We start from the raw sequence: 25,608 nt of genomic DNA on the forward strand, positions 1-25,608 counted from the left end.
AAAATTAGCATCATGGCACACAATATAAATTACAACGAGAAGTGCGGAAAACACAGTTTTTTCAGTACTAAGGAAAAAGCATGGCACAATTTGGGGCAGATTATTACCGACTACCCAACAAGCGCCGAGGCAATTACCTACGCAGGTTTGGATTATGAAGTAGAAAAACGTAAACTGTTTACAGCCGGTTCAGCCGAAATTATTTTGGATAATGAAATCATTCACAATAATATAGAAGTACCAAATTACTACAGTACGGTGCGAACCGATAATGATGCTGTACTCGGTGTGGTAGGCAAAGATTACCAAATTGTACAAAACAAGGATGCCTTTTCTTTTTTTGACAGCATCGTAGGCGGTGACGGTATCCTATACGAAACTGCAGGGGCACTCGGAAAAGGGGAACGCATCTTTATAACAGCAAAATTGCCAGATTATATTAGGGTTGGTAACGATGATTTGATTGAGAAATATTTGTTCTTAACAACCTCACACGACGGAAGCGGAAGCATAACGGCTGCATTCACGCCTATCCGTATCGTTTGCAACAATACCCTTAATGCCGCTATGAACAATAAAACCAATACCGTTCGTATTCGTCACACTTCTAATGCCAAACAACGTTTGGAACAGGCGCACAAAGTAATAGGCATATCCGATATGCTCTCCGCGCAGATGGAATCCATTTTTAACCATTGGACAAAAATCCCAATCACGGACAATGAAGTAAAAAAACTAATACAGTCTGCCCTTGTTCCCAATAAGGAAGTGCTGAAAACTATAAAAGAGGGTAAGGAAGATGAATTATCAACTTGTTTTACAAATATGGTAGATAGTGCTTTTGAGTATGCTATGAGCGACCCGACACAGCTTATGGATACCACCAAAGGGACTGTATTTGGGGCATACAATTCTTTGACAGGCTATTTTCAGAATGTGAGAAATTACAAGAACGATGAAGCCAAATTAACCTCCCTTTTGATGGGGGGTACAGGGCAAATCCGTACACAGTCGGCTTTTAACCTTTGTGTGGATTTTGCCAGTAAAGGCTCGGATGCCTTGATTTTCAATTAGCTAATCAGGACAGGCAGATTATGCCTGTCCTTTTAAACCCTGAAAACATGATACAAATAGAAGATAAAAATGGAGAGAATATTGAGGTTTTAAATCTGGCAGAGGCAATCAAGCAGGCAGATTATTTCAGAAATTTTGCCCATACGGACAAACTCTTTGAAAAGTTTGACCACAAACGACAAGCCTATTAGCAGGATCTTTATGAGAAGCTAAAGAAAATTAGTGATTTAGATGTACAACAAAGTAAAAATAGGGATCAATTAAAAACTATTTTTGAGAAAATGAAATATAAATAAACATTTTATTAATACTGGGCAGTTTGCACTTGCAGGACTGGAAAAAATGGAGGAGTTACAATAAAATCAATTTATTATAAATAGAACGTGTGTACGGGAATCCTTAATATTATTTTTGGAAAGTTTAATATATTTGAAATAATGAATGATAGATATCAAGATATAATTGACCGGGAAAAAGCCAAATTAAATTTAAAATTGGCCAAAATTGATCGTATCCATAAACGTACTATGTTTACTATCTACTCAACTTTTTTAATTGTTTTAATTTGCTTGATTTGTTTTTTTTACATCGTTTTATAGATTATAATAGTAGAAAATATAGCGCTCCTTTTTTTTAGTTTAACTTTAGCTTGGAGGCAATCAGTTTCTTTCACCAAGTGATAAAACATTTTATCTATTTAACTTAAATAGAAATTTAATGATTAATTCCAAATTTTGTAAGTTTTCTTATAGATTTCAATGCGTTTATAATATTTATTTCTTTAATGCTTTCATTTTTAGAAATAGATTTATGAACTGACTTTAGATTTGAAAGTTCAAGATTATCAAATATTTTTGTTTGTTCTCCCAAATCAAAAATCTTCGTCCAATCATTCTTACTGATTAGTTTTAATCGGTCAAAAATTGCTTTTATATCGATAATTTCAATTTCAATTTCATTAGAAAGTGATTTAATTTGATCTATGTCAATTTGTTTATGCTCTATGTATACCATAAATTTATTTCCAATAGAAATATCTCTAGCATTTAGATTTTTTGAACGTTTGATTTTATTCGCAATTTCCCAAACATCTGTAGACATTAATTTGAATTCATCAATATTTAAAATATATTTAGACATTCCATCCCAAAATTTATTACCAAGTCCTAGTATTTTGGAAATATTCATCAAATTATTTTCTGATTTATTATCTACTTCTTCTATTTCAATATCTCTTGACAAAACCAAGTCTTCTGCTATAAAGCAATCACTATAATTACCGATATTAACAATATAATTCTCTTCTTTTAAAAGTTTCCAGCTTGACTCTTTTTTGGCATATTCTGAAATTAAAGAGTTGTTTGATGCTTTAACTAAGTGATTATAAACAAAAACAATCAATTTTTGTAATTCATTAATTATTCTGGCATCTAAATATTGTTCCTCATAGATTTTCCATAAATCAAGTCTATTATCAGTTAGATAATGAAAATAAGATAATGTGTAGGCAACAGTAAATGATTTTAAGTTGGTATCACCAATTGCATCAATATTTTTTCTTCCAAATAGTTTATCGACTGTTTTAAAAAGAATTGCATTTGCAATTAGCTTCTTATAAAAATTTTCACCTGGCAATTTATTCTTCTTTACTAATTCGTTGGTTTTTTTAGTAAAATGATTGAAATTTTTCTGAGCTCCTAGAGAAACAAAATGAGGCTCTAATTCCCAAATGTTAATATATTTTGCAATTTCAGATTTAACAATTTTTTGATTAGTAGGATTCTGTTCTTTAAATTTATTTTGTTGTTTTTTGTCTTTTAATTTGTTTAATGACTCTCTAAACTGCCCATTAACACGCTCAAAATACCATAATGTTGATTTTGATTTATTATTGAAGTCAGTAACATATTTCCTTCTAGATAATGATTCTATCTGGACAAAAAATGGATTATTTGATGAAAGATCTAAATCTGTAACTTTATTTTGACTGTTCGCAAATCTAGCTATATTTGGTACTTCAATATTCTTTTGATCAATATCCTTAATTACTGTCAATTTCATTTGAACAAATACTTTGCTTATATCAGCATCTTTATATTTCCTATTGGTATGAAATAATGATGCAGTCGTTTGGCCTCCATTAACAATTTGAAAATCATTCATTTTTGTTAAATGAAGTTGATTATCAATCATTTCTGTTTCAACAATTTCCGCTGTTGCAGTGATACCATTGTTGTAAGGTAAAAACATTTGAGGTTTCTCTCTAATAGTATCTCTAATTCCTTTATTATATTTTCCAGCTTGCCCTAAAAATGCTCTTACATTACTTTCTAATAATTCACTAGAATGCAAATCATACAATTTCGAAAGAACATCTCCGGGAATTATTGCTAAATAGCATTCATATAATTCATCCAAATCAGGCACTTTAAGACATTGAATTCCCAGAAGATCATTTGTTAAAAAATCTTTGAATTTAATCTCTATCGGTTCTCTATTACTAGAACTTTCATTTAATTTATAAAATCTTTGAATATCCCAAACATGAATGTAAATTTTCAAATCGTCATATCCTTTGATAGTGGTTGTGTCTAGATTATGATTTGAATTACCATTGATTAAAAAGAAAACATTTATTCTAACGAAATTTGTTTTTTGTTTTACTATAATTTTCAAAAGTGCATTTAATTCTGATTGTGCAGGATCTATATAATCGATATGCCCTTTTAACGCTGCATTTAGAAATTTTTTGATTTGATTTATATTCTTATCAAAATCACTTTTTTGAATATTAAAATCATAAGAGGTATGATTAAAATGTGTGATGAAAAGGTCTAAAGTTTCAAAATAAACTTTGTTATCATCGTCCTTGAATTCATCCTTTAAACAATATCCATTTATTTTCCAATCAATCCTTCCCTGCGAATCTGGATGAACATATGATAAAACACTCGCGCCTTCTGATTTACCTGCACTATCTAAAATTTCTAAGCAATGTTCAGTGAATTTATCTTCAAAACTAGCACCTTCACCATCTGAATAGACTAAGGCTGCTACATCAGATTGTATGGATTCAATATAATTTTTTAATCCTTTTACCATTAGTTTACTAATTCAATAAATGATTCAACATTTAACTTAAAAGTTTCGATAGCAGATAATTCAATATAATATGAAGCATTATATATTCCAGAGGCCAAGTCTGATGAAATTATTTTTGGAAAATCATTTTCTACTGAATATTTATAACACATTTTAAGAGCATATTGACTATTATAGTTTTCAAAATCTTCATCAGAGTAGCCAACTACTATTAATCTCTCATTAAAGAATTTCAGAGCATTGTGATTGCTAGATATTCTATTTCGGATTTGTTCAACAATAGAGTTAAGTGAAAACCCTCTGTCCTTTACTTGTTCGGCAACAAAAAGAATTAAATATAAGTGAGATAAATTTTGAGAGTCTAATTGCCTTTCACTTGTTATCCTAATTTTTGGAGTCTTTGAAGAAGTAAATTTTACTTCAATACCTTTAGAACCAAATAAGAAATCTTTGTCTTCATAATCTGGACCAGTCCAGCTTTCTAGCAAGTTCTCAATAGGAAATTTTTCATCTAAAAACGAGTTTATTAACAAAAGTTCCCCTATTAATCCTTTCTGATTTTCTAAAGTTAGTCCTTGAAAATTTATCTTATCAAATAATTTTTTCCACTTTAAAACTACATTTGAAGTTTCAATTAGAGCCTCATTTTCTGTAACACAATCAGCAATTTCATCCAGTATGTTTTCAATAAATAAACTAAATATATCCTTAAGTTGATTGTCTAAAAGATAAATATTAAGCTCTTTATAATCAGTAAAATCAAATACTTGAATCAAAAGCCCTTTGAATTTAAAATTTTTAAATTCAGGAATTTTAGCATTTTTTGAAGTTTCTATGATAAAAATATAATTTCCTGCTATATGGTCAGTTGCAGCAAAGCATTTGCACGGTAAAATTTCTTCAAGTCTAGTTTTAATTATAATTTCATCAGTGGGGGTTTGACTTGCCCAAATCAATTTAATATCTATCATAATTATTCGTTTTCAGGATTATCATCATCTTCCATAGGTTCATTTTCAAAATCAGCTTTCGTAGTTGCCATATAAGAAACTTTAACCTCATCGTTAATTTTTGGAAAATGAAGACTATAACCAATTACAGGTATACCAAAATCAATATTTGAAGTTCCTCTTTCGTCAAGAGCATAAATTAACAAAAGACCTTTTTTTTCTTTAGATCGTTGAAGCTTAATTTGTTCATTTGTTTTTAACTCTTGTATTGATAAGTCAACCTGTCTATCTTTCAAATCATCTATTTGATTTTTTGAGATTAAATAATTCTCGCTAGATCGTGATATACCCTTTTGATTTCTAATATTACATCCCAATTCAATTACTTCATTTTTATACGTTAATTTATATAAATTCACTTTCTCATTCGGTTTTCTACCATCTTTCGAGGCTGTTCCATTCCAGTCTATAAAAACATTTTCATCGGTATTTGATACTATACATATATTCCAATTAGAAATGCTATTATTTTTATTTTGCTCTATTATATAATCCGTTAAAGTTCCATTTTTTATGTTTGGTTGGTCAATCTTAAAATTGTTTAAAAAATCACATATTATTTCAATTTTTTGATCTCTATAAAGTAAATATTTTATCTTTTCTTTTTTCTTAATTCTGTCAATTTCTGATGGAAATCCAATTTCAGTAATTAAATCTTCATATACTTTAAAATTATTTTTGATTGCATATTCGGATTTAAGTAATTGATATGTTTGTGGATTTGAACCAGAAAATGAAATAGTTATGTTTTGGGCCCAATATAATTTTGCAACACTTGTTATTGTCATTAACCCATGATGATTTCGAACCTTTAGTTTAAAATCTTTAGGTTTTTGATGAGTTGCTGTCATTTCATCAAAATCATTTCTCATTTCTTCTGTGGCCATAGTAATGTGATTAAACCACTCGTAAATTTGTTCTGTTGTATAAAGTCTGCATAAGTCTACATAACCCGGTCTATAACCGAACCATCTCCCCATTTGCATTAAAGAATCATACATTTTTGTGGTTCTTAAATAATAACTAATTGAAAGACCTTCTAAAGTAATTCCTCTAGCGAGTCTACTACCGCCAACTGCAATTACTGACAAACCATTTTCATACCTGCCATAATCAATCTCTTCTATATTATGGTATTCTAAGTTAGTGGTAGATCTTGTTCCATGAACAGACCTCACATCAATTTTAGACACAGCACTTTTTAATTCTGTAATAACATCTTCCCAAAGATGATTTTTTATTCTTACATCAGTATAGTCTAGATTCTCTAATGTAGTTATAGTGGTTGGTTCGAAATCATTTTCAAATAGTTCTTTTAATTCCTGAATAAATTTCGAATCATTACTTTCTATTTTATTTTTAAATTCTCTGATTTTTTCATTTACTAATAATGCAACTCGATCAATCCATTTTACATATAAAGCAACGTGAACTAACATTGAATTATGCTTTTTATCATGACCTCTTAATCTTCTTATTGTACATGTCAGAATAAATGACTTAATCGCTAGCTCCAAACTTTCCGGTAAGTATTCCGGCAGATCATCTTTGTTATTTTTGTTTATTATTTTAAAAAAAGGAGGGTCATAATCATCAATTTTTCTAAATACATCAAGAGACTCATTAATTTCTCCTGTTATGGGATCTTCCAACCCAAAAACCTTTGCAGCTCCGATATAGTTTTTTGCAGCTTTAATATTTATTATAAAATCCCGAGGAAATAAATCATCACCAATTAAATATTCTTTCCCTTTTACTACTGTTTTTAATTCATAATTATATTCCTGAGAAATAAATAAGTTAGCATATGGAGTTGCAGTATATCCAATAAATGTATTTTGATCAAAAACATTTAATAAAGTTCGAATCAATTTGTTTATTGTCTTTACTTCATTGATATCTTTTGTAGTATTAACAGAAGCTGCATCTGCTTCATCATCGATTATTAATACTGGCACATCAAATAATTTTGGATGACCGTCAATTGTTTTAATTTTTTCATTTTTAGAAAACCAATCAATTAGATTTTCCAAAATTCCTTTGTTTTTTTTGACAACAAAAACTACTGGATTTTTTCCAATTGGGATATTTAACCTATTGGCAATTGCCTGATTAAAATCTCCTTCATCTCCAGTCTTATAATAAGATGAGGATAAAGAATAAATATCTGTATCCACTTTATATTTACCTGCTCCGATAATTTTTGTTTCTCCATTGTTATTTATGAAAGCAGAACTACTTCTTCCAATATAACCCTCATCAATTCTTTCTTGGGTTTGTCTTCTTAAGGAGCTTATTGTGCCTGCAATAACTATAATTACTTTATATCCTGCATCAGTTGCTTTATTTATTAGTCCAACATAGTTTGATGTTTTACCTGATTGAACGTGCCCAACAACCATCCCTCTTCTATCCCATGAACCTTTATTATTTGGATTGACGCATTTGTCTAGAATTTTTTCTGTAAAATCGTCTAAATCATTAACTGGAAAAGACGGATCTTTTTCAGCCATATAGGATTTGTATCTATGCCATAATTCCCAATTAATATTTGTTTTGTTTTCTTTCACCCAGGGCTCAATATCTTCTGACAACATTGTTATTGACCCTTTACCAATACTGAAATCCGCCATTAATATTTCAAATAGCTCATCTTTATCAATTGGCTGTGTTGGGTCAATGTTAATTATACTAACCTTTTCAATAATTAGTTTAATTATTTCTGGAGTTAATTCCCCTTTGCTTTTCTCATGATTAAGTAAGGTATGCGAGATAGCCCTTGCAGAATGCTTTATATCGTTCATTTTAAATGATCATTGATTAATGGAAAAAGATTAAATGGGGTTGAATTCATTATTTGTTGTCTTGATAAAGATTCAGGTATTCCTTGAGATTTATAAATTTCAAATAATTCAACTGCTAATTTTATTAAATCATCACTAGGCGTTTCTATCATTTTTTCTAATTCATGAAATGATGGGTCTTCATTTTGATTGTATAAAATCAGCTCTAATGGAATGTTTTCTTCTAGTAACTTTATAGCTTTTGAAAATAGTTTATTAGTACTATCTGTTTGAAGGAGCTGCTTTATTATAGGATGCTTTTTGTTTATTTTATATTTTTTAATTCCCTCTCGGTTTGTTTCGTCTTTCCATAAACTTTCAAATGAAGTATTTCTAATATCATTAGTAATTGTGTTTGGACCTCGCCAATTGTAAATCCTAGCAGATTTCATAACTGCTATCTTTGCTATTCTTCCTAATTCCCTTCTAATTTCAATTGGTGGAGTTGCGGTAGATTTTTTTATGTCTAAATTCCAATCAAAATCATTTGCATTAGGAAAGTTGACCGCAATTCTTGCCAATTTTGAATATTCACGTTTCTTTTCAATTCCTAACCAATCTCCTGAAACTAATAGTCGATCTCCTCTGTACACATAAAATCCTTGTTGTTGATACCAGCCTAATGGACCACCTGATTTTTCATAATCTTCAATACTTATTTTTGACATATGAGGCAATATGAAATACGTAACTTCAACATTATTAATAAGTAATTCTGTTTGTCCCATTTCCGGTTTGGGATTTAAATTTAAAAGAAAGGGATTCCAAGGAGCAATTTCATAAGTGTTTGAATAAATTTTTATTTTTTTATTTTCTATGAATTTATGAAATACAAGACCAAGGTGTTCTTTAACAGTAATCATTTCCTGATAAAAAGCATTTTTCACCGACTCATTTTCTTCTTTTGCATTTCCTACAATTCGATCTAAACATTCCCAAATTATAAGTGTACCACTTACTAATTCATCAATTTTTTTTAAATAAGTATCATCTGAAATATAATCCAATAATATCCATTCTTCTTCTTGGTTTATAAAATCAATATCCCAGCATCTTTTTATTGTATTGAATCCTTCTTTTTTAGTAACAACTGTTAATCTTTTGCATTGGGAAAACGAAGCCGTTTTCAATCCCATTCCAAATCTACCCAAGTCTTTTTCATCTCTCAAATCTTCAGGGTCTTTGCTTCCTGGAGTCATTGCAATAATTAACTCTTCTAAATTCATTCCTTTACCATTATCAAGTATGGAAATGAATGAATCTTTCCCTTTCCACAAATAATCTATAGTTATTAGGCTTGAAGATGCAGAAATACTATTGTCAAGTATATCTGCTATAGCAGTGGATAAATTGTAACCAAAACTTCTATAAGAATTGATAGTGGATTTTGGATTAGGCTTAGCGTTTTCGGCTTTGTATTGGTGCATAGTACTTAAAATTATCTTTTAATTCAATATTTTAATTACTTATAAAAATAAAATACCTTGTCTACTAATGTGTCTTGCCAATTTTGATTGAATTTCTGATAATATCTGTTGTCGCAACCTGAAAATAGGCTTTATATTATCATTTGGTTGAATATCATCAGTGAAGAAATGTCTAAAGTCAATTACAAGAAAATATGAAATATTGTTATATTGAAAGTCAGGTGAAAAAAATAAAGCTTCAGATTTATCATCTAAGTTCATTCTGAATTTTGTTTTTATTAAAATACCTCTAATTAACCTATCTGTTTTTTGTTTTTGTTGAACAAAATCACAAAGGGGAGTAACATTTACAATTACATTTAATAAATTTTCTCTGAGTTCATTATTGAATGCTTCTAAATTTATTGGTTTAATTTTTTGAATAGTTAATTCATCAACTACATTTATCGTTTCTTTAATTTCGTATAGAACAACACCAGAATATTTTAAATTATCAGTGTCTTCAGAGCATAGTAATTTTTTATTTAATTCCGGAACAATATCTTTATTAATAATTTCAGATTCTAATGACTGTGAATTTTGGATATTATTTAAATTTACATTATACTCTAAAGTATCTAAAAAAATAGAGCTCATTGCGTGAAAACAACTATTTATTTTTTTACTTGGGGAAGATGAATCAAAATGTTTTCCAGCATAACTTTTTCCTAGCTTATTAAAAATGTAATTTGCTTCTTGTTCCCATGGGTTTATTGAATTGGGAAAACTAAAAATTTCTTCGAGTGTATTATCTGCAGATATGTGTATTAAATTTTCCCAATGTAATAAATATGAAAAAGCAGGTTTCTCATTTAATAAACCATCAATTTTTCCAAACAGTTGATTTATGGATTGTTCTTGCTCTTCTGTTGGTGATCCATCTCCATTAAAATAATTTAATTTGCTTTCTTCTAAATAACCTATTGGTTTTCTATCTTTTAAATCAGTATCAAAAATATCATTTATTAAATGTTTATGATTTTCATGTCTACTCCAATAAACTATTACAAATGGAAAATTTACTGGAGATATAACTCTCTGTAAGACAGGTACTAATTTTGCTTTTAAGACTTTGTCTTCGTGCTCTCTATCATCAATTAAATTTATATCTAGAAAAACAACTCTAATGTCATTACAAAAATCTTCTTTTGAAGGTAAATATTTTAATTCACCAGAATAATATGTGAAAGGATATTGTTTACTTGACAAAACGTCCATAAGAGGTTTTGCTTGAATTATGTTATCGTCTATAATTGCTATTCTACCGTTTATTGGAAAACTCATATGTGGTTATTTTTTTAAGGCAAAAACTATTGTTGCTCCATTTTTAAATTCATCTGGCACTTCAAAATCACCCACATTAGGGAAGATTAACTTACCTTTTTGCGCTAACATTATTTCATTAGAAATATGTAAACCTAATCCTATACCATTAGGTTTTGCTGAGACAAAAGGTTCTACAATATCTTCTGTTGGGATTAAAAATCCTGTTCCATTATCAGTAAAAACTAAATTTAAATAATTCTCTTCCTCAATAATATTTATGAATATTGATTTTATTAGACTTGGTTTGGCATCATTTGCTTTATCTAACCAATAAATAGAATTATCAATGACATTCATTAAGCTGCCTATCAACAGATTTTTGGCAATCTTAACTTTAGTTCCGCCATTGTAATTTTTATATTCTTTTATTATTTTTATTTTATGTGCTGCTAATCTATATTCAGTATTAAATAGAGCCTGATCAATAATTTCAATAATATTCTCGTTATTTTGATTTGATTTTCTAATGATTTCTGCATAGCCATCTATTAAAGAAGACAAGTGTTTAACAAGTTTTAATACTCTGTCAGAAGCATTTTCCGCTGTCAATACCTTCATTACTTCCCCGATAATTTTATCAACTTCATGGACAACAATACTCATACTTAAACCAGCTCCCGCTGCCTTGAGTAGATTTTCGTTAACTCTTTTATAATCTGCTTCAATCTTATCTAAAAATTTTACAATTTCTTTCTTAACACTTTCATCTTTTACATTATTTTCAACATAGTCTTGTGCATCGGCCAATAGACTCATAACTGGTGCTGATTTAGGTGTCGGACCATAAATCTCTTTCAATTTTCTTTTATCACCGATTCTTAATATTTCTACGCAGTCAAAAATATGAAGTATGGAATTTTTAAAAGCTTTATAAGCATCGTTCTCAATAAAACCTTCTCGATTTGTTTTTTCAATCAAATCTTTACTATCTTTTCTATTAATAAATACTGCTCCTAAAATTAAATTATTACTAATTGATTTAGTTGGAGAATTAAATCTTCTATAATCTAAACCAAGCCAGTCATTTTCTGGCTCTCCATAATCATAAACTCTTAAACCATCTCTAAATACACTAACTCCTCCAGCATTCTTCATATATTTCCTAAAACCAGTCTTATCTGAAACACCTAAACTCAAAATATATGAATCCAGATCAAATACATAACCTTCGAATGTTATCTCTCCTATACTAAAGTCATCTAAAGAAAAACCGATTTCTTTATTTTTTTCATTAATGTATTTCAAGTTTTTGAATGATTTTACTAACTTGTCGTCTAATCCTACTTCCTTTAATTCCAACTTTGGCATTGAAGCCCAAGGTGTAAATTCATATTTAAAACTTGAAATTTCATTACCCTTCATTGAAGCTTTGAAATGGTATAATGACAACTCTTTTACCTCTTCCCATTTTAACAGACCGTCAAACCAATCAGGTCTATTAAGAATATCAAACTCAGGCTTAAAAGAATCTTTTGTTTCAAAAGGAGAAATTAAAGATGTTATTGCTCTTTTGATTTCACGAGCAACACCTCTTTCCCATGTTTTATGAAGATTACTTATTGTTAATTGTGTTCCTGTTTTCCCATTAGTAAAGTAAAGGGGGATATCTCTTTCAAATATTTTAATTGGAACATCTTCCAAGTATTTATATTCGTTAAAGGTCGACCAATCAATTTTAACATATACCTCCTTAGAATTCTCAGCTTTTGTAACTAACTCAATAATATTACCAAGCTTATGAACTCCAAATCTTCCTATACCTTTTTCCCCAATAGGTAACCTCTTATATTTAGGTGAAACTTCATTGTTCTCAATTTTCTTAGTTTTGAAATCACTACCAGGTTCCAGCCAAACATTTTCAACAATATCTATAGGCATACCATAGCCATCATCTTCAATAATAATTGTACCATTGCTATTATCATCTGGAATATCCATTAAAACATTTACAACATTAGCGTCTGCATCATAAGCATTCTTGACTAATTCAATTAAAGCGATACTTTCGTTTTTAATTAATTGATCTCCCAGTTGCAATAAAAGTCTTGCTCTGGGTTTAAATTTTGCATTAATGAATGTTCCTTCAATTTTATTAGTCATATTTTTTTAATATTCAAGTTATGGATATCTTTCTTTTATAAAGTTTTATTTTTCCAGAATATGTGGATCCTTTTGTATATTGGTAATTCCTTCTTTAATATTATATTTTATAAATACATTATTGACTATTTCAGCAATTTGATAAGCCAAATAAGGAGGAACTGCATTTCCAACTTGATGATATTGTGCCGTTCTTGGCCCGCAAAACAGGTAGTTATCTGGAAATGTTTGTATTCTGGCAGCCTCTCTAACTGTTAGACTTCTGCACTGATCAGGATCATAATGAATAAAATAATGTCCATCTTTTGAAATATGACTTGTTACTGTTGTAGCAGCACAATCAGGCATTTGAACCCTAAATCTATCTGCAAATTTTCCACTTAATGCACTAACGTGATCAGGCATTAGTTCAGTACTATGAACTTCATAATCTCGAAGTCTTGGAAATCGCTTAAATTTTTCGGCATATAAACTACCAAATAAATAGCGTTTTAAATCTTCAACTAAATGTGTTCTTGTTTCATGATTACTTACTCCTTTTAAATTTTCATCAGAATACCATTCTAATAATGGATTATCCTTTGACGGTGTTTTGTATTCAATGTATTCTGACCCTAAGCCATAAGAGGAGACCTTCACTTCTTTGAAAGGTAATTTTGATTCAAATCCTTTCCACGAAAGTATCTCGCGTTTTATATCGTTGATTTTCTGTTCCCAATTCAGATCTGAATCTATCTCATTTTTATATATTCTTTTCTTTGTTCCATTGACAGTTTCACTTGATATTATGGATCTTCCTAACCCACTTCTTACCTTAGGAAGATCACCAATAACACTCTTTAGGTCAGTTTCTTTTAAGCCTTCGTTCAAAATCGAAGGTAATACATCAACATCTTCTCGAATACCTAGTAAAATTACTCTATGTCTTTTTTGTGGTATTTTGAATTTTTCAGATTGAATTAAGTAATCTCTATCGTCCTTGTATAGAGGATGACCTAAATTATCAATACGCTCTGGCTTACTTGAGAGTGAATATATTTTGTACTTTGGAGAATTCGTATCTTTAAAAACTGACGAAGGGTCGCGAAGATCATTTAAAATCCAGTCAAATACTTTTTCTCCGTTAACATTTGCAGATAAAAGTCCTTTTACATTTTCCATTACAAAAACTGTCGGGTGATGAACTGCTATAATTCTTAAATATTCTTTGTAGAGATAAACACGATGATCTTCGTCATCTATTCCTCCAACTCTTGATCTTCCAACCAAAGAAAAGGCCTGACAAGGAGGCCCACCAATTAAAAGCCAGTCTTTTTGCCCGTTCAAGGACTCTTTAATTCTTTTATCTATTTTTGAGGATGGAAAATTATCGCTCCCTAATTCAGCTAGCCAAGCTTCTTTTTTTGCCTCGAATGATTCCTTAGGGAATTTTTCATATAAGTCTAAAATTAAGCTTTCTCTTTTAAGTAGTTTTTTTTCTTTTAAAACCTGATAATACTCATTTGGTACTTTTCCTTTTTCGAATTTTCTAAAAAAACTTCTTAATTCTAAAGTTTTGTGTGCATTAGCATCCTTTTCAATTGAAAGTTTTATATCAAAAACCCTTATTTTATTGCTAAAAACAGAAGAAAATCCTTCCCCTAGACCTCCCGGTCCGGCAAATAAATCAATTATAGGAATTTTATTATCTATCATAATTAGTTCACGTGAAAGTGAGTTTTTTTTAACCGTAAGGTTTAGAAAAAAGTGAAACACACTATTTTCACCTTGTAAATGGAATTTTATTTGTATTTCAGACTAAATATTAAAGTAAAATTAAATCTGATCATTTTCTATTAGTAAGTATAGAGATGTTGAAATCTAAAAACCATGAGAATTTAGAAAGATAATCTATACTGAAATTAAATTTACCATTTTCAATTTTAGATATAGTAGTTCTGCTCACATTCATAATGTCAGCTAATTGTTCTTGATTATATCCTTTTTTTTCACGGATTTCACGAATAGTTTCCCCTATCTTTAAGCGACAATCATGGAGATGTATTTCCATATTGTTATCTAACTCTTTAGCACTTCTATTGATCATTTATTATGCTTGTGTAATTTGTCTTGAGATTATTTCAATAGCTTCTTCTTTACTAACAATATTACCAAATTCTTGCAAAGAATCTTCATCTTTATATACACCATTGCGATCATTCCAACAAAGCCATTCTATTAAATCTAATCGGGACCAAGAATTTAATTCAGTTTCCAATAAATCCCCACGTAGTTCCATGAGCTTATAGTATGGATGATTCAATTTTTCTTCTTCAGTGATAATTGTACTCATTATTTTTACTTTATTTGGATAATAATTTTAGTCTTGATTAATCAGCAACGTCCCTAAATGTTCAACTCCCTTATTATCAACAACTGTAAGCCAAACATTAGTTTCTACACCTTTTGCCCCAGTAGATAGATTCAATTCTATCTTTTGTTCACTAACTTTGATTACTCTTCCTTCTACTTGTGAGTCGTCTGATTTATTTATAGTTACTTTGTGTCCCATTAGATCACCAGTACCTACCTCAACAACCTCTAAATCAGATAATTTAACTTTATTTATCGGAGGAAAAGGTAAGCCTGTATTTAGTGCTTGAATTTCTGCTCTAGAGCTTTCTTGATCTTCAATAACTTCTAGTACCACATATAACTGGTTTGGGTTTTCATGTGCCAATGGGGTATGAAATTTTACAATTTGCCCTTCTTTAACTGCTTTCATGATTTTAATTTTACTTATAATTTATGCATAAAAAATATAAATCAAATATAATAAAAAAGTTCTTCCAAAGGTGCAATATATTGAACATTTTTAAAAAGCTAACTTGTGTAATTAAAGTATAGATTTACCTAAGTAATTTATTTGTTGCAGAGAATTTAATAAATAAAATAATTACAGCAAAAAAGAAAAACAGATCATAAGTCTAAAAATATGAAAAAAGTAAAATAAAAAATATGCTTAATTGTTAGTATTCGTTATCTATTTGAGTCAACTTCAATTTTAGCTTTATTTTTTGTGATCAATATTTCAAAGATATTAAATTGATTAAATTTTCTTTTACGGATTCCCATAATCGGAAAGATTTTTTTGAATATACTCTAAGTTGTCTGGAAATTTTTCATGCTTCTTAAGCACTTTTTAAAAAATAGATTTGCTCAAAAAAAAATTTAAAGAAGTTCTGCGGAGAATAAAATAGCTGTTTATATGTATATTTTTCTAAAGCAAAAGTCAAGAATTACAATTACAAATTAAAATAAATTTCATCAAATTCTTCGATTGTTTTATATCCTAAAAATGAATGCCTTCTTTTTTTATTATACCAATTTTCGATGTATTCTTTTACTTGTATTTTCATTTGTTTCCTCGATACCAGATTATTTCCAACAAGCAATTCAGTTTTAAAATAATAGAAAAAACTTTCACAAACTGCATTGTCAGTAGAATTTCCTCTACCACTCATACTTCGTCTAACCAATTTATAAGAGTCCAATTTATTGGTAAACATTTTATTTGCATATTGAACACCTCTATCGGAATGGAATATTAATTCTTTGGTAATTTTCCTATTTTTAACAGCCATTTTCCAAGCACGGAGAGTAGTTTGTCTGGTACTCATTCCGTAGCTTAAACTCCATCCAATAATTTTCCTGTCAAATAAATCCATAATAATTGTGAGATACATAAAGCCTATGATAGTTTGTATGTATGTGATGTCTGAAACCCAGGCACTAGCAGGCTCGCCAACTGTGAATACTCTATTTAATACATTTGGAGATACATAATGATTATGGTACGAATCAGTTGTTACCTTAAATTTTCTTTTAACTTTGCTGCGAAGACCTAGCATTTTCATGTAAAATTTTACTGACGGGTATTGTATTTTAAATCCCCTTCTTTGAAGTTCTTTTGTAATTTTAACACCGTCATATTTTTTCTTAAATTCATAAAATATAGATGTAATTTCTTCTTTATATAAAATTATTCGGGTTTCTGTATCTGTAAGCTCTTGATTTTTTCGATTATAATATGTAGTTCTTGATACTTGCAATACGTTACATATTTTAATTATTGAAAATTTAGATTTATTATTTTCAATGAAATCTTTTGTCTTTACATAGCCTTGAGAAACAGATTCAGTTCCTTTTTTTAAAATTTCCAGTGTTATTTTTGAATCTTTAATTTTCTTTTCAAGGTTAGTAATTATGGTTTGCTCAGGAGTTAATTTTAAATAACCCGTTCCACAAAAACTTCCTGTTCCAAATTTTTTATATTCCTGTCGCCATCTGGATAAAATCTTTGCGGTTATTCCAAGCTCTCCTGCAATAACTTTAGTTTGACTCTTGCCTCGCTCATAAGTTAATTTAACTGCGTTCTCTTTGAAAGTCCGGTCGTAAATTTTACGTTTTTTCATAGGCTTAAAGTTTGGTAATTTATAATAGAATGCCTTTTTTAGTGTAGATATTCAAATATTTTATTCCTCATCTGTTTTTTTGTTAGAAGAATCTTTGAATCTATGAGTTCAGATTTAAGGGAATTAAAAAAGCTCTCAGAAATAGCGTTGTCAGAATGATTTCCTTTGCGACTCATACTGCGTCTTATAAACTTGTAAGAGTCTAATATACTACTTAGCATTTTGTTAGTATATTGAATTCTTCTATCAGAATGAAATAGTAAATCCTTCTTTATTGGTCTATTTTGAACAGCCATTTCCCAACATGGTATAATAGTCTCTTTGATAGTTAATCCATTACTAAGGCTCCATCCAATAATTTTCCTGTCAAATAAATCCATAATAATAGTCAAGAATAAAAGTCCATTCGCCGTTTGCATTTGAGTTATCCCGGAGACCCAGACCATAGATCGTTTTTCAACATTGAATTGCTGATTTAAAACATTAGGAAATGCATAAGGATTAGCGGGTAGAATTCTTTTAAATTTAGCATTTCTTCTAACTTTGCTAACCAGACCTAGTTTTTGCATATGTACAGAAACTTGGCCTGTTTTTATTTTAAACCCTCTACTTTGTAATTCGGCAGCAATTTTTGAACATCCATATATCTCATGGTATTCAAAAAATATGGAAGTTATCTCTTCATGTAACAAATTTACTCTACGTTGTATTGTCGATATTACCTGATTGTTCCAATTGTCATATGTAGTTTTTTCTGTACCTAAAACTTTACACATTTTTGTAATCGTGTACTTATCTGTATGGTTTTTAATAAAATCGTAAATTGTAAGTTTTCCACCAAAAGTATATTTACTTGCATTTTTAAAAATTTCAAGTTCAAGTTCTGATTCTTGAAGCTCATGTTTAAGTTTCCTTTTTAGTTTAGAAAATTGTTTTTGTTCTGGGTCTAATCTTGTGGAGCTACGACCACAAAAACTTAATGTTCCAAATTCAAGAAATTCCTGTCGCCATCGACTCATAAACGCAGTCCTAATACCCAGTTCTCTTGCACCTTTTGTAAGACCTATTTCAAATCCTAATTGGACTGCTTTCACTTTAAATTCTCGGTCGTAAAATTTACGTTTCTCCATTTCTTAAAGTTTAGGTTCTGTTTCCATGTGAATTTAAGAAATATAATAACGTATATGTAAACAATATAAGATAACAAAACGCACTTTATTTCATTATCTTTTTATCAAGCAACTTCCTCAGTATTTAAAAATTAATGTATAACGTAGGTATTATTATATAAAAGTATTATTAAGGAAAACAGAAAATTTCCAATTCAATTGATTAAATAGTTAAATTTGTATGATCGTTAAATTTGAATATACATCGTTGATATTTAATTTAATTAAAATTTTATTTTAACTTTAAAACAAACATTATGATAACTAAAATTCTAACAATAGAGGATGTTAAGCAATTTGCAAAACAATTGACAGCTGAAGGATTAAGTTTTCATCCAGATGATGATTTTAATGATTATATAAATTTTACGACTAACACACCTTCTTACAATAAAGAAGATGCTCAGTTAAGAAATGAATTGATGAATGAATGTTTTGATGTATGTGAAAACGAGGGAGTTGATATATATGAAATTATGATGGAAGAACTATTAATAGAATCAGGTTTGGATAAAATAATACCATTGCCGTCAAAGCAATAACATAATCGTGAACTAATTATATAGATTTATTGTATTGTAGGACTTAATCAAAATTATTAATGATTGACAGATAATTAAGTTGCGAATGAAGACCGAGTGCAAAAATCGCTAACATTAACCATCTTGTATCAAAATCAATTGACTACCGAAATTGGTCCTATGTAACCATCTATCTATTCTTGATTTCACTAAAATCCGTACCAAAACCGTTCTGGTACGGGTTTGGGACTAAATTAGCCCATTATGTCAGATTTTCGAAATCATACCAAATATAAGCCATTTTTTCAATTAAGCCAATTGCCCAAATCCGTTATAGTGACTATATAGGTGACGTTATTTTTATTCAGTAAATTCATTAATTATTACACCAAATTTACCTGGAATTCGTGTAGCGATTTTTACGGAAATATCTTTTGACTTCGAACGGACAATATTGTAAAGTGTTTGCCTTTGCATTATTGGCATTTTTTCTCCTATAATGACACTTTTTAGTGATTGGATAGGATATTTTAAAAAAACTCCTGCTTTATCTAAATTTTCAGTTTGTAAAATTATTCGAAGTTCTTTTTCGTATTGCCATTCAATAGATTTAGTAGCAAGCATTTTTTGATAGATTTCTCGATTTTTGGAATGGACTGAATCTAGATATTCTTTGTACATATGAATTTCAGAATGAGCATTTTCTTTTTGTTCATCAGTTAAATTTGCATATTCGAGTCTTTTTTCAGTTTCATAAATTGCATCTTCATTATAGTCAACTTGGTCAATTAAAACTGCACTTACTGCTGTATCGATTGTGGTCGGCTTTAATTCATATAAAACCTCAAATATGTCGGCGTCAATATCTTCCGTAATAATGGTTTCATGATCAAATTCCAAACAAAAACCACGAAGACCATTGGCGTAATGTGCCCACATTAATAAATTATCTTCAGTTTTGCTGAAACAGCATATTCTAGCACTTTCAATTGTTTTTGGAACACTTGGCTCTGTATCTTCTAATGACAATATTAAATCTTCATAATTTGCCAATGCACTTACATCATTAGCATCATCAAAACCCCAAGCTCTGATAATTTCTCCAATCCTTTCTGAATTTGAGTCTTTGTCGGGAAAACCACTAAAGATTTCGCACCTGCATTCAAAGGGATCGTTGAAGCTTTCATAATGATTTAAGTAGATTTGATCGTTTAATAAATTTACAAGAGAATATTCTGAAAATAAAGTATATTTAAACATATGTTTTGTTTTGCACAGATCTTATTATAATGTCAACTAACGTTCGCTCGCTACAAGCAGTTTGGGTCTAAATTAAGCCTATTATTCGGATTTGTCTAACTTCCAATTCAAAACAATATTTAAATTAAGCCAAATCCCCAAATTGCTTGCAGTGTGTGTGTTGGCAGAAGTTTTTTTTATAAATTGAAACGTTCTTTGTTTTCAGGAAATTTATCCGTCATAAAAAACCTGCTTTTGTTTGTTTCACGATATGTTTCAAATGTATTTATAAGCAATTTTTTAAAAATCGCTTTATAATTAATTTCGTCTTCTAGTTTTTCAAATTTTATGTTATTCCTTTCAATTCCTTTGTTTGCTTGTTGCTCAATATCTTCTGCTGAATATATTGTTTTGAGGTTTTCGCATACAATATTAAAAACTTCTTCGGAATCAATGTACGCATAAGTTGATATTTCTTCTGAATTGGATTCAATTAAACGTTTTGTTGCAGAATATATATCAAAAGACTCAAGTAATTCGTTGTAAAACTCGTTATATCTAATCATCAAATCATCAACTCTAATTTCCTCAAAGGCGCCAATAAAGCCATAGAAGGGTGAAGGTCTTTCAATTTCAATTTGACGCATTAAATATGCACCATTACAAACTGCTAATGTGAGAAAAAGATGGTTTCCCAAGTGCATATTAATTTCAACCAACATTAAATAAAAGTCGTACCAATTCAAAAATTCTTTAGATTTTAATTCTAATCCATTTTTGTTTCCGTGAATTTCAATATGTAATATTGGATAATAATCGAATTTTTTATGTTCTTCGATAATATGAAAAATTGCATCGTAAAATTCCAATTTATCTTCAACTTGTATAAGTTCAACTTTTAAATTTTTTGATTCTTTCCATCTTAACAAATCATCATATAATTGTTTCCCAGTTTGCTCTTTTGGATTTAGTGATTCAATTACATAAATTTTATTGAAATTAAATGGAGTCATTAAATTATTTTTTGAGGTAAAATTTCTGCCAATGTCTAGATACTACAGCGGGTTTGGGACTAAATTAAGCCCTATTCTCGGATTTGCCAAATTATTCAAATACAAAACCAACTTTCCTTTAAGCCAATTGCCCAAATCCGTTGTAGTGGCTGTTATCTGTCGTTCTTTTTTTTTCTCATTTTGTTTTGGAAGTTTGAAATATTTTCTATTATATTTGTAACCAATGTCTAACGTTGTGTAATTTGGTTATGAGTGAATATTTAACTATTTCAGAAACAGCAAAGTTGCTTAATAAGAGCACAAAAACACTTCGCCGTTGGGATGAAGAAGGAAAACTTTCTGCAGTTCGTGAACCTATGAGTAATTATAGAGTTTATAGAAAAAAAGATGTTGAGACTTTATTTGCTGATTTTCTTCAGACAGATGTCCGAGAAACAATTTCCAATTTTGTCGCTCCTGAAAATGAATACAAGGTTTTGGAGTTATTTGCTGGTGCTGGTGGTTTGGCTGTTGGAATGGAAAAAGCAGGATTGAAATGTGTTGCTTTGAATGAAATTGATAAACACGCTTGTGCAACTTTAAGAAATAATCGACCAAAATGGAATGTTCTGGAAGGAGATATAAAGAATTTCATTTTTTCTGAATATTACAATCAAGTGGATGTTGTTACTGGAGGATTTCCTTGCCAAGCATTTAGTTATGCTGGTAAAAGATTAGGATTTGAAGATGCTCGAGGAACTTTGTTTTATGAATTTGCGCGTGTTATCAAAGAAGTAAATCCGCCAATTTGTATCGGAGAAAATGTTAAAGGATTATTGAACCACGATAATGGAAAAACTTTACAAGGTATGATTTCTATTTTGGATGAAATTGGTTATAATGTTGTTCCTGTACAAGTCTTAAAGGCTATAAATTATAAAGTTCCACAAAAAAGAGAACGTCTTATTTTAGTTGGAATTAGGAAAGATATTGATTTAAAATATGAATATCCAAAGCCCTATAAAAAAATCTATAATCTTTCAGATGCACTCAAAAAAGGAGAATTGTTTGAGTCTAATGTGCATAAGTCTAGTGGAGCAAAATATCCCGAAAGTAAAAAAAGTGTTTTAGATCTAGTTCCGCCTAAAGGATATTGGAGAGATTTACCAATAGATATTCAGAAGGATTTTATGGGTGCAAGTTTTTATTTAGGTGGTGGAAAAACTGGTATGGCTAGAAGAATAGGTTGGGATGAACCTTGCTTAACCTTAACTTGTAGTCCAGCCCAAAAACAAACTGAAAGATGTCACCCAGACGAAACTCGTCCGTTTACAGTGCGTGAATATGCTAGAATACAAACTTTTCCAGATGATTGGCAATTTTCAGGACCAATGGCTCAACAATACAAACAAATTGGAAATGCTGTTCCTGTAAATTTAGGTCGTGAAGTTGGTTATTCGATTATCAAGTTTTTAAATGATTATTATAAAGTAAAATAGAAATCATAGATTTCTATTTTACTCAAAATATTTTGCTTGAATTTCTAACGCTAGATTTGAAATGGTTTCTTCTACAATATGACTTCCATCAACTTCTAATGCTACGTCTCCAATTGCATCAATCAAGTCAAAGTAAAAATCCTCTTTCCCTGTAAGTCTATACCAAAATTCTTTTCCTATTATTACAGGAAATGAATTAGATATTTTCTTATAATGTGAACTTAATTCAGCTTCTTCGCCGTAAATAACTCCAACTATCATATCATTTATTCCAACATTTAAGTTATTTGTTCTTGCTAAATTTCTAACACCATTGAAGTGATTAATAACAGTTACTACATCATCGTGATTAATTGTATTTGGACCAGCTTTTAGTTGACAATATTTTCTGCGTCCATCTATAGCATCAATGAATTCAATATCAATTCCTGTTGTCGTTGAACCTAATCCTTGAAATAGTTGTCCTATTAATTTTTGGATTTTCATTCCGAATGATGTGTTAATTGATGAGCCTAGAATTCTCGGTAAAACTAAAGCTCTTGCTATGCTTTCTGCATTATCATTTCCAGTTAGAAAATTTGCTAAATATTTGAATAAAAAAGGATTTACATTATATTCAGATAATTTACTTGCTCGTTTACAAGCTCCTTCAATATGGCTAGTTACAATTTCACTTCTGAAAAACTCTTTAGCATTGTTTAATATTTCGATTCTTTTTTCTTCTGTCATTTTTTTAAATTGGTTTTCAAAGATAGTAATTTTTGTTACGTCTTGTTTTTTTATAGAATGAAAGATAACGTTCTGGCACTACAGCGGGTTTGGGATTAAAAATGCGTAATCTTTCGGTTATGCCTAAATTTCCAAATACAGAACCAATTTTACATAAAGCCAAATGCCCAAATCCGTTGTAGTGGCTGTTATGGGCTGGATTTTTATTTATTCCAATTTCTACACTTTTAGTTTCAGAAAGTAAAACTCATTTATATGCTTCCATTTAAATTCATAATCTTGGTTTAATTTTAAATCTTCTCCGTAAGGTTTACTTGTTTTATATTGCAATACAGTTCCCGATTTATATTTATGATTATCTCTAAAATTAAAATCTGCTGTGTCGAATGAATAATTTTCTTGATTTACATAATGCAAATGATCAGTTGCCAATATGAAATAGCAAATATCAATTCCGTTCTGTTTATATAATTCTAAATTTGAAATGTCTTTGAAAACATCATATCGATTGTTTGGTTCTCTATGATTTCCTTTTTTAAAAAACTTTAATTCAATTGCGGTTTTCGTAATTGTTTCGTCATCTTTATATTTCAATAATAAATCAACTCTCGCTTTATTACTTTTACTTTTCACACTTTTATCACTTAAATCTATATAAGTCTCAAATTCTAAATGAAATTTATCTTCAAGCCTAAATTCATATAATTGTCCGAGCGTTTTCAAAATGTGACCAAATTCAAGTTGAAACGAAGCTTCGTTTTTTGCTGTTAATCCACCAAATGCTAATTTATTGATTAATAAATGAAAAGCAGTTTCAATAATTTCTTCGGATAATTTAATTTGAGTTTCTTTATTCATTTTTAACTTTTCGATTACGTTTCGGTCTTTTAATCTAGCTCATCACTTGTATATATGTTTGAATATATCAGGGTTATACACCCTAAATTGGGGTGCTATGTCTGACAAATGTCAGTATTTATTTATTTTCAAAAATAGGATCTTTATTTCATAAACCACTATGCGGACTTTTATTTAATACTTTTCGTACTAACAATCAATATAAATTTCGTTGCTCTTGCTACCTTTATCAATTGGAGAGAACACGATTCTAACTAATAGTTATATTAAATTCAAATAGCAAAATTATACATCATTTAAAATCTTTAAATCTTCCTACAAAAGGTTCGAATTCTGTATCATCGAGATCTATATTTATTAATATTTATATTGACCATTATGGGATTTGAACCGAAAATTTAATATTGCTTGATATTTATTTTATGTAAATCATCCAAAAAATGGTTCGAGAATTGTCCCGTTAGGCTACTGAATATTGTACGGTTGGGATAATTTCTAGGTCGATAATTGCCGCAACAATTGTTTATTTTTAATCTTTGATATCATAAACATTTAATGGATGAAGGTTAAGTGACCCCTAAATCGAGTGGTTTGAAACTTTTTTGAGATGCTTAATTCTTTTTACATTTTTCACATTCTAAATCCTCTTTTTCGATCAGAAAGTTTTTGTTGAGAATATACAGAAACCTGTTCAATAGCTTCCTCTAATGTCGGAATTGAACCTGTTGAAAGGTTTTTTAGTTCTGATTTTTTCAAAAGTTGTCCGTATCTGTCTTTTCTTATAATTTCCATTTTTTGTATATCAAAAACGTCGTTTTCTTGTCTTATCAACAAATTGCATTCAATCCTATCTTTATCATCTCCTGACCATTGCAGATAAGTAGATAGTGAAAAAATTCCGTCTTTATAAGGTCTTTCTGTACCATTGTTACAGGCTTCCAGATATTTGGTAATACTTTCTTTTAACTTTCCTGAATAGGCTGAATCTGTTTGAAAGTAACCAGTGAAGCCTTTGTCAATTAGAATTTTCACGAATGCGTCTAAATTAGGCAACTGTTTCATAATCTTAAGTTTTAGTTTATTATTCTATTTTTTAATATGTTGATTTTTTAATGTTGAAACTTTTCGAGTTATTACATATATAAATACAATGTTATTAAACCGAACCTTTCGATATTACTGGAACAAATGGTAAATTTTCTTGTATATTTACTTGATGTTTTTAA

General features: G+C 29.5%; 21 protein-coding genes. 4 read left to right on the forward strand and 17 right to left on the reverse strand.

Features of this window, described 5'->3' with window-relative positions:
- Window positions 1-12: 12 nt before the first annotated feature.
- Together IW18_RS02930 and IW18_RS23160 are read left to right on the forward strand one after the other, a co-directional pair.
- Window positions 13-1,074, forward strand: a complete 1,062-nt coding sequence (locus IW18_RS02930) for a DUF932 domain-containing protein (RefSeq protein ID WP_041516079.1) — start codon at window positions 13-15, stop codon at window positions 1,072-1,074.
- 47 nt (window positions 1,075-1,121) lie between these two features.
- Window positions 1,122-1,265: an RsfS/YbeB/iojap family protein gene (locus IW18_RS23160; protein ID WP_147281376.1), complete on the forward strand. Its 144-nt coding sequence runs from the start codon at window positions 1,122-1,124 to the stop codon at window positions 1,263-1,265.
- Between the two features lie 523 nt (window positions 1,266-1,788).
- Here IW18_RS23160 and IW18_RS02935 read toward each other — a convergent pair.
- The 12 genes from IW18_RS02935 to IW18_RS02990 form a co-directional block, all read right to left on the reverse strand.
- On the reverse strand, window positions 1,789-4,176 hold the full coding sequence (locus IW18_RS02935) for an AIPR family protein (RefSeq protein WP_041516080.1): 2,388 nt from the start codon (window positions 4,174-4,176) through the stop codon (window positions 1,789-1,791).
- On the reverse strand, window positions 4,176-5,147 hold the full coding sequence (locus IW18_RS02940; RefSeq protein ID WP_041516081.1) for a PD-(D/E)XK motif protein: 972 nt from the start codon (window positions 5,145-5,147) through the stop codon (window positions 4,176-4,178). The genes IW18_RS02935 and IW18_RS02940 overlap by 1 nt, the downstream gene beginning before the upstream one ends.
- Before the next feature lie 2 nt (window positions 5,148-5,149).
- Entirely contained in the window at window positions 5,150-7,990 is a 2,841-nt protein-coding gene (locus IW18_RS02945) for a Z1 domain-containing protein (protein WP_041516082.1), read from the reverse strand.
- Window positions 7,987-9,456, reverse strand: coding sequence for an ATP-binding protein (locus IW18_RS02950; RefSeq protein WP_041516083.1), 1,470 nt, complete (start codon window positions 9,454-9,456; stop codon window positions 7,987-7,989). Before IW18_RS02950 ends, IW18_RS02945 begins: the two co-directional genes overlap by 4 nt.
- 39 nt (window positions 9,457-9,495) lie before the next feature.
- Window positions 9,496-10,779, reverse strand: coding sequence for a hypothetical protein (locus IW18_RS02955; protein WP_041516084.1), 1,284 nt, complete (start codon window positions 10,777-10,779; stop codon window positions 9,496-9,498).
- A 6-nt stretch (window positions 10,780-10,785) separates the two neighbouring features.
- Window positions 10,786-12,921, reverse strand: coding sequence for an ATP-binding protein (locus IW18_RS02960; RefSeq protein WP_041516085.1), 2,136 nt, complete (start codon window positions 12,919-12,921; stop codon window positions 10,786-10,788).
- Window positions 12,922-12,966: 45 nt separating this feature from the next.
- Window positions 12,967-14,616 (reverse strand): DNA cytosine methyltransferase, encoded by a 1,650-nt coding sequence (locus IW18_RS02965; RefSeq protein ID WP_041516086.1) that lies wholly within the window; start codon window positions 14,614-14,616, stop codon window positions 12,967-12,969.
- Between the two features lie 130 nt (window positions 14,617-14,746).
- Complete coding sequence (locus IW18_RS02970) at window positions 14,747-15,007, reverse strand: helix-turn-helix domain-containing protein (RefSeq protein WP_205625279.1); 261 nt, start codon at window positions 15,005-15,007, stop codon at window positions 14,747-14,749.
- A gap of 3 nt (window positions 15,008-15,010) precedes the next feature.
- The gene (locus tag IW18_RS02975; protein ID WP_041516087.1) at window positions 15,011-15,253 is read right to left on the reverse strand and encodes a hypothetical protein; all 243 of its coding nucleotides are present in this window, start codon (window positions 15,251-15,253) and stop codon (window positions 15,011-15,013) included.
- Window positions 15,254-15,280: 27 nt separating this feature from the next.
- Window positions 15,281-15,685 carry a hypothetical protein gene (locus tag IW18_RS02980; protein WP_041516088.1) on the reverse strand — a complete coding sequence of 135 codons (405 nt, stop codon included), beginning with the start codon at window positions 15,683-15,685 and terminating at the stop codon, window positions 15,281-15,283.
- Between the two features lie 520 nt (window positions 15,686-16,205).
- Window positions 16,206-17,375 carry an IS3 family transposase gene (locus tag IW18_RS02985; protein WP_041516089.1) on the reverse strand — a complete coding sequence of 390 codons (1,170 nt, stop codon included), beginning with the start codon at window positions 17,373-17,375 and terminating at the stop codon, window positions 16,206-16,208.
- Between the two features lie 38 nt (window positions 17,376-17,413).
- Window positions 17,414-18,505, reverse strand: coding sequence for an IS3 family transposase (locus tag IW18_RS02990; RefSeq protein ID WP_041516090.1), 1,092 nt, complete (start codon window positions 18,503-18,505; stop codon window positions 17,414-17,416).
- Between the two features lie 296 nt (window positions 18,506-18,801).
- On the opposite strand from IW18_RS02990, the gene IW18_RS02995 reads away from it, so the two are divergent.
- Window positions 18,802-19,086 carry a hypothetical protein gene (locus IW18_RS02995; protein WP_041516091.1) on the forward strand — a complete coding sequence of 95 codons (285 nt, stop codon included), beginning with the start codon at window positions 18,802-18,804 and terminating at the stop codon, window positions 19,084-19,086.
- Window positions 19,087-19,425: 339 nt separating this feature from the next.
- Here IW18_RS02995 and IW18_RS03000 read toward each other — a convergent pair whose 3' ends face one another.
- Both IW18_RS03000 and IW18_RS03005 read right to left on the reverse strand, forming a co-directional pair.
- On the reverse strand, window positions 19,426-20,325 hold the full coding sequence (locus tag IW18_RS03000) for a DUF2971 domain-containing protein (RefSeq protein ID WP_041516092.1): 900 nt from the start codon (window positions 20,323-20,325) through the stop codon (window positions 19,426-19,428).
- Window positions 20,326-20,501: 176 nt separating this feature from the next.
- Window positions 20,502-21,317, reverse strand: coding sequence for a hypothetical protein (locus tag IW18_RS03005; protein ID WP_041516093.1), 816 nt, complete (start codon window positions 21,315-21,317; stop codon window positions 20,502-20,504).
- A 248-nt stretch (window positions 21,318-21,565) separates the two neighbouring features.
- On the opposite strand from IW18_RS03005, the gene dcm reads away from it, so the two are divergent.
- Window positions 21,566-22,795, forward strand: a complete 1,230-nt coding sequence (dcm, locus tag IW18_RS03010; protein ID WP_041516094.1) for a DNA (cytosine-5-)-methyltransferase — start codon at window positions 21,566-21,568, stop codon at window positions 22,793-22,795.
- 18 nt (window positions 22,796-22,813) lie between these two features.
- On the opposite strand, the gene IW18_RS03015 is transcribed toward dcm, so the two are convergent.
- The 3 genes from IW18_RS03015 to IW18_RS03025 form a co-directional block, all read right to left on the reverse strand.
- Entirely contained in the window at window positions 22,814-23,524 is a 711-nt protein-coding gene (locus IW18_RS03015; RefSeq protein ID WP_041516095.1) for a PmeII family type II restriction endonuclease, read from the reverse strand.
- A 219-nt stretch (window positions 23,525-23,743) separates the two neighbouring features.
- On the reverse strand, window positions 23,744-24,382 hold the full coding sequence (locus tag IW18_RS03020; RefSeq protein ID WP_041516096.1) for a hypothetical protein: 639 nt from the start codon (window positions 24,380-24,382) through the stop codon (window positions 23,744-23,746).
- A gap of 630 nt (window positions 24,383-25,012) precedes the next feature.
- A complete protein-coding gene (locus IW18_RS03025) occupies window positions 25,013-25,444 on the reverse strand; it encodes a hypothetical protein (protein WP_041516097.1) in 432 nt (143 codons plus the stop codon).
- Window positions 25,445-25,608 lie beyond the last annotated feature (164 nt).

Source organism: Flavobacterium hibernum (assembly GCF_000832125.1).
Classification (GTDB): domain Bacteria; phylum Bacteroidota; class Bacteroidia; order Flavobacteriales; family Flavobacteriaceae; genus Flavobacterium; species Flavobacterium hibernum.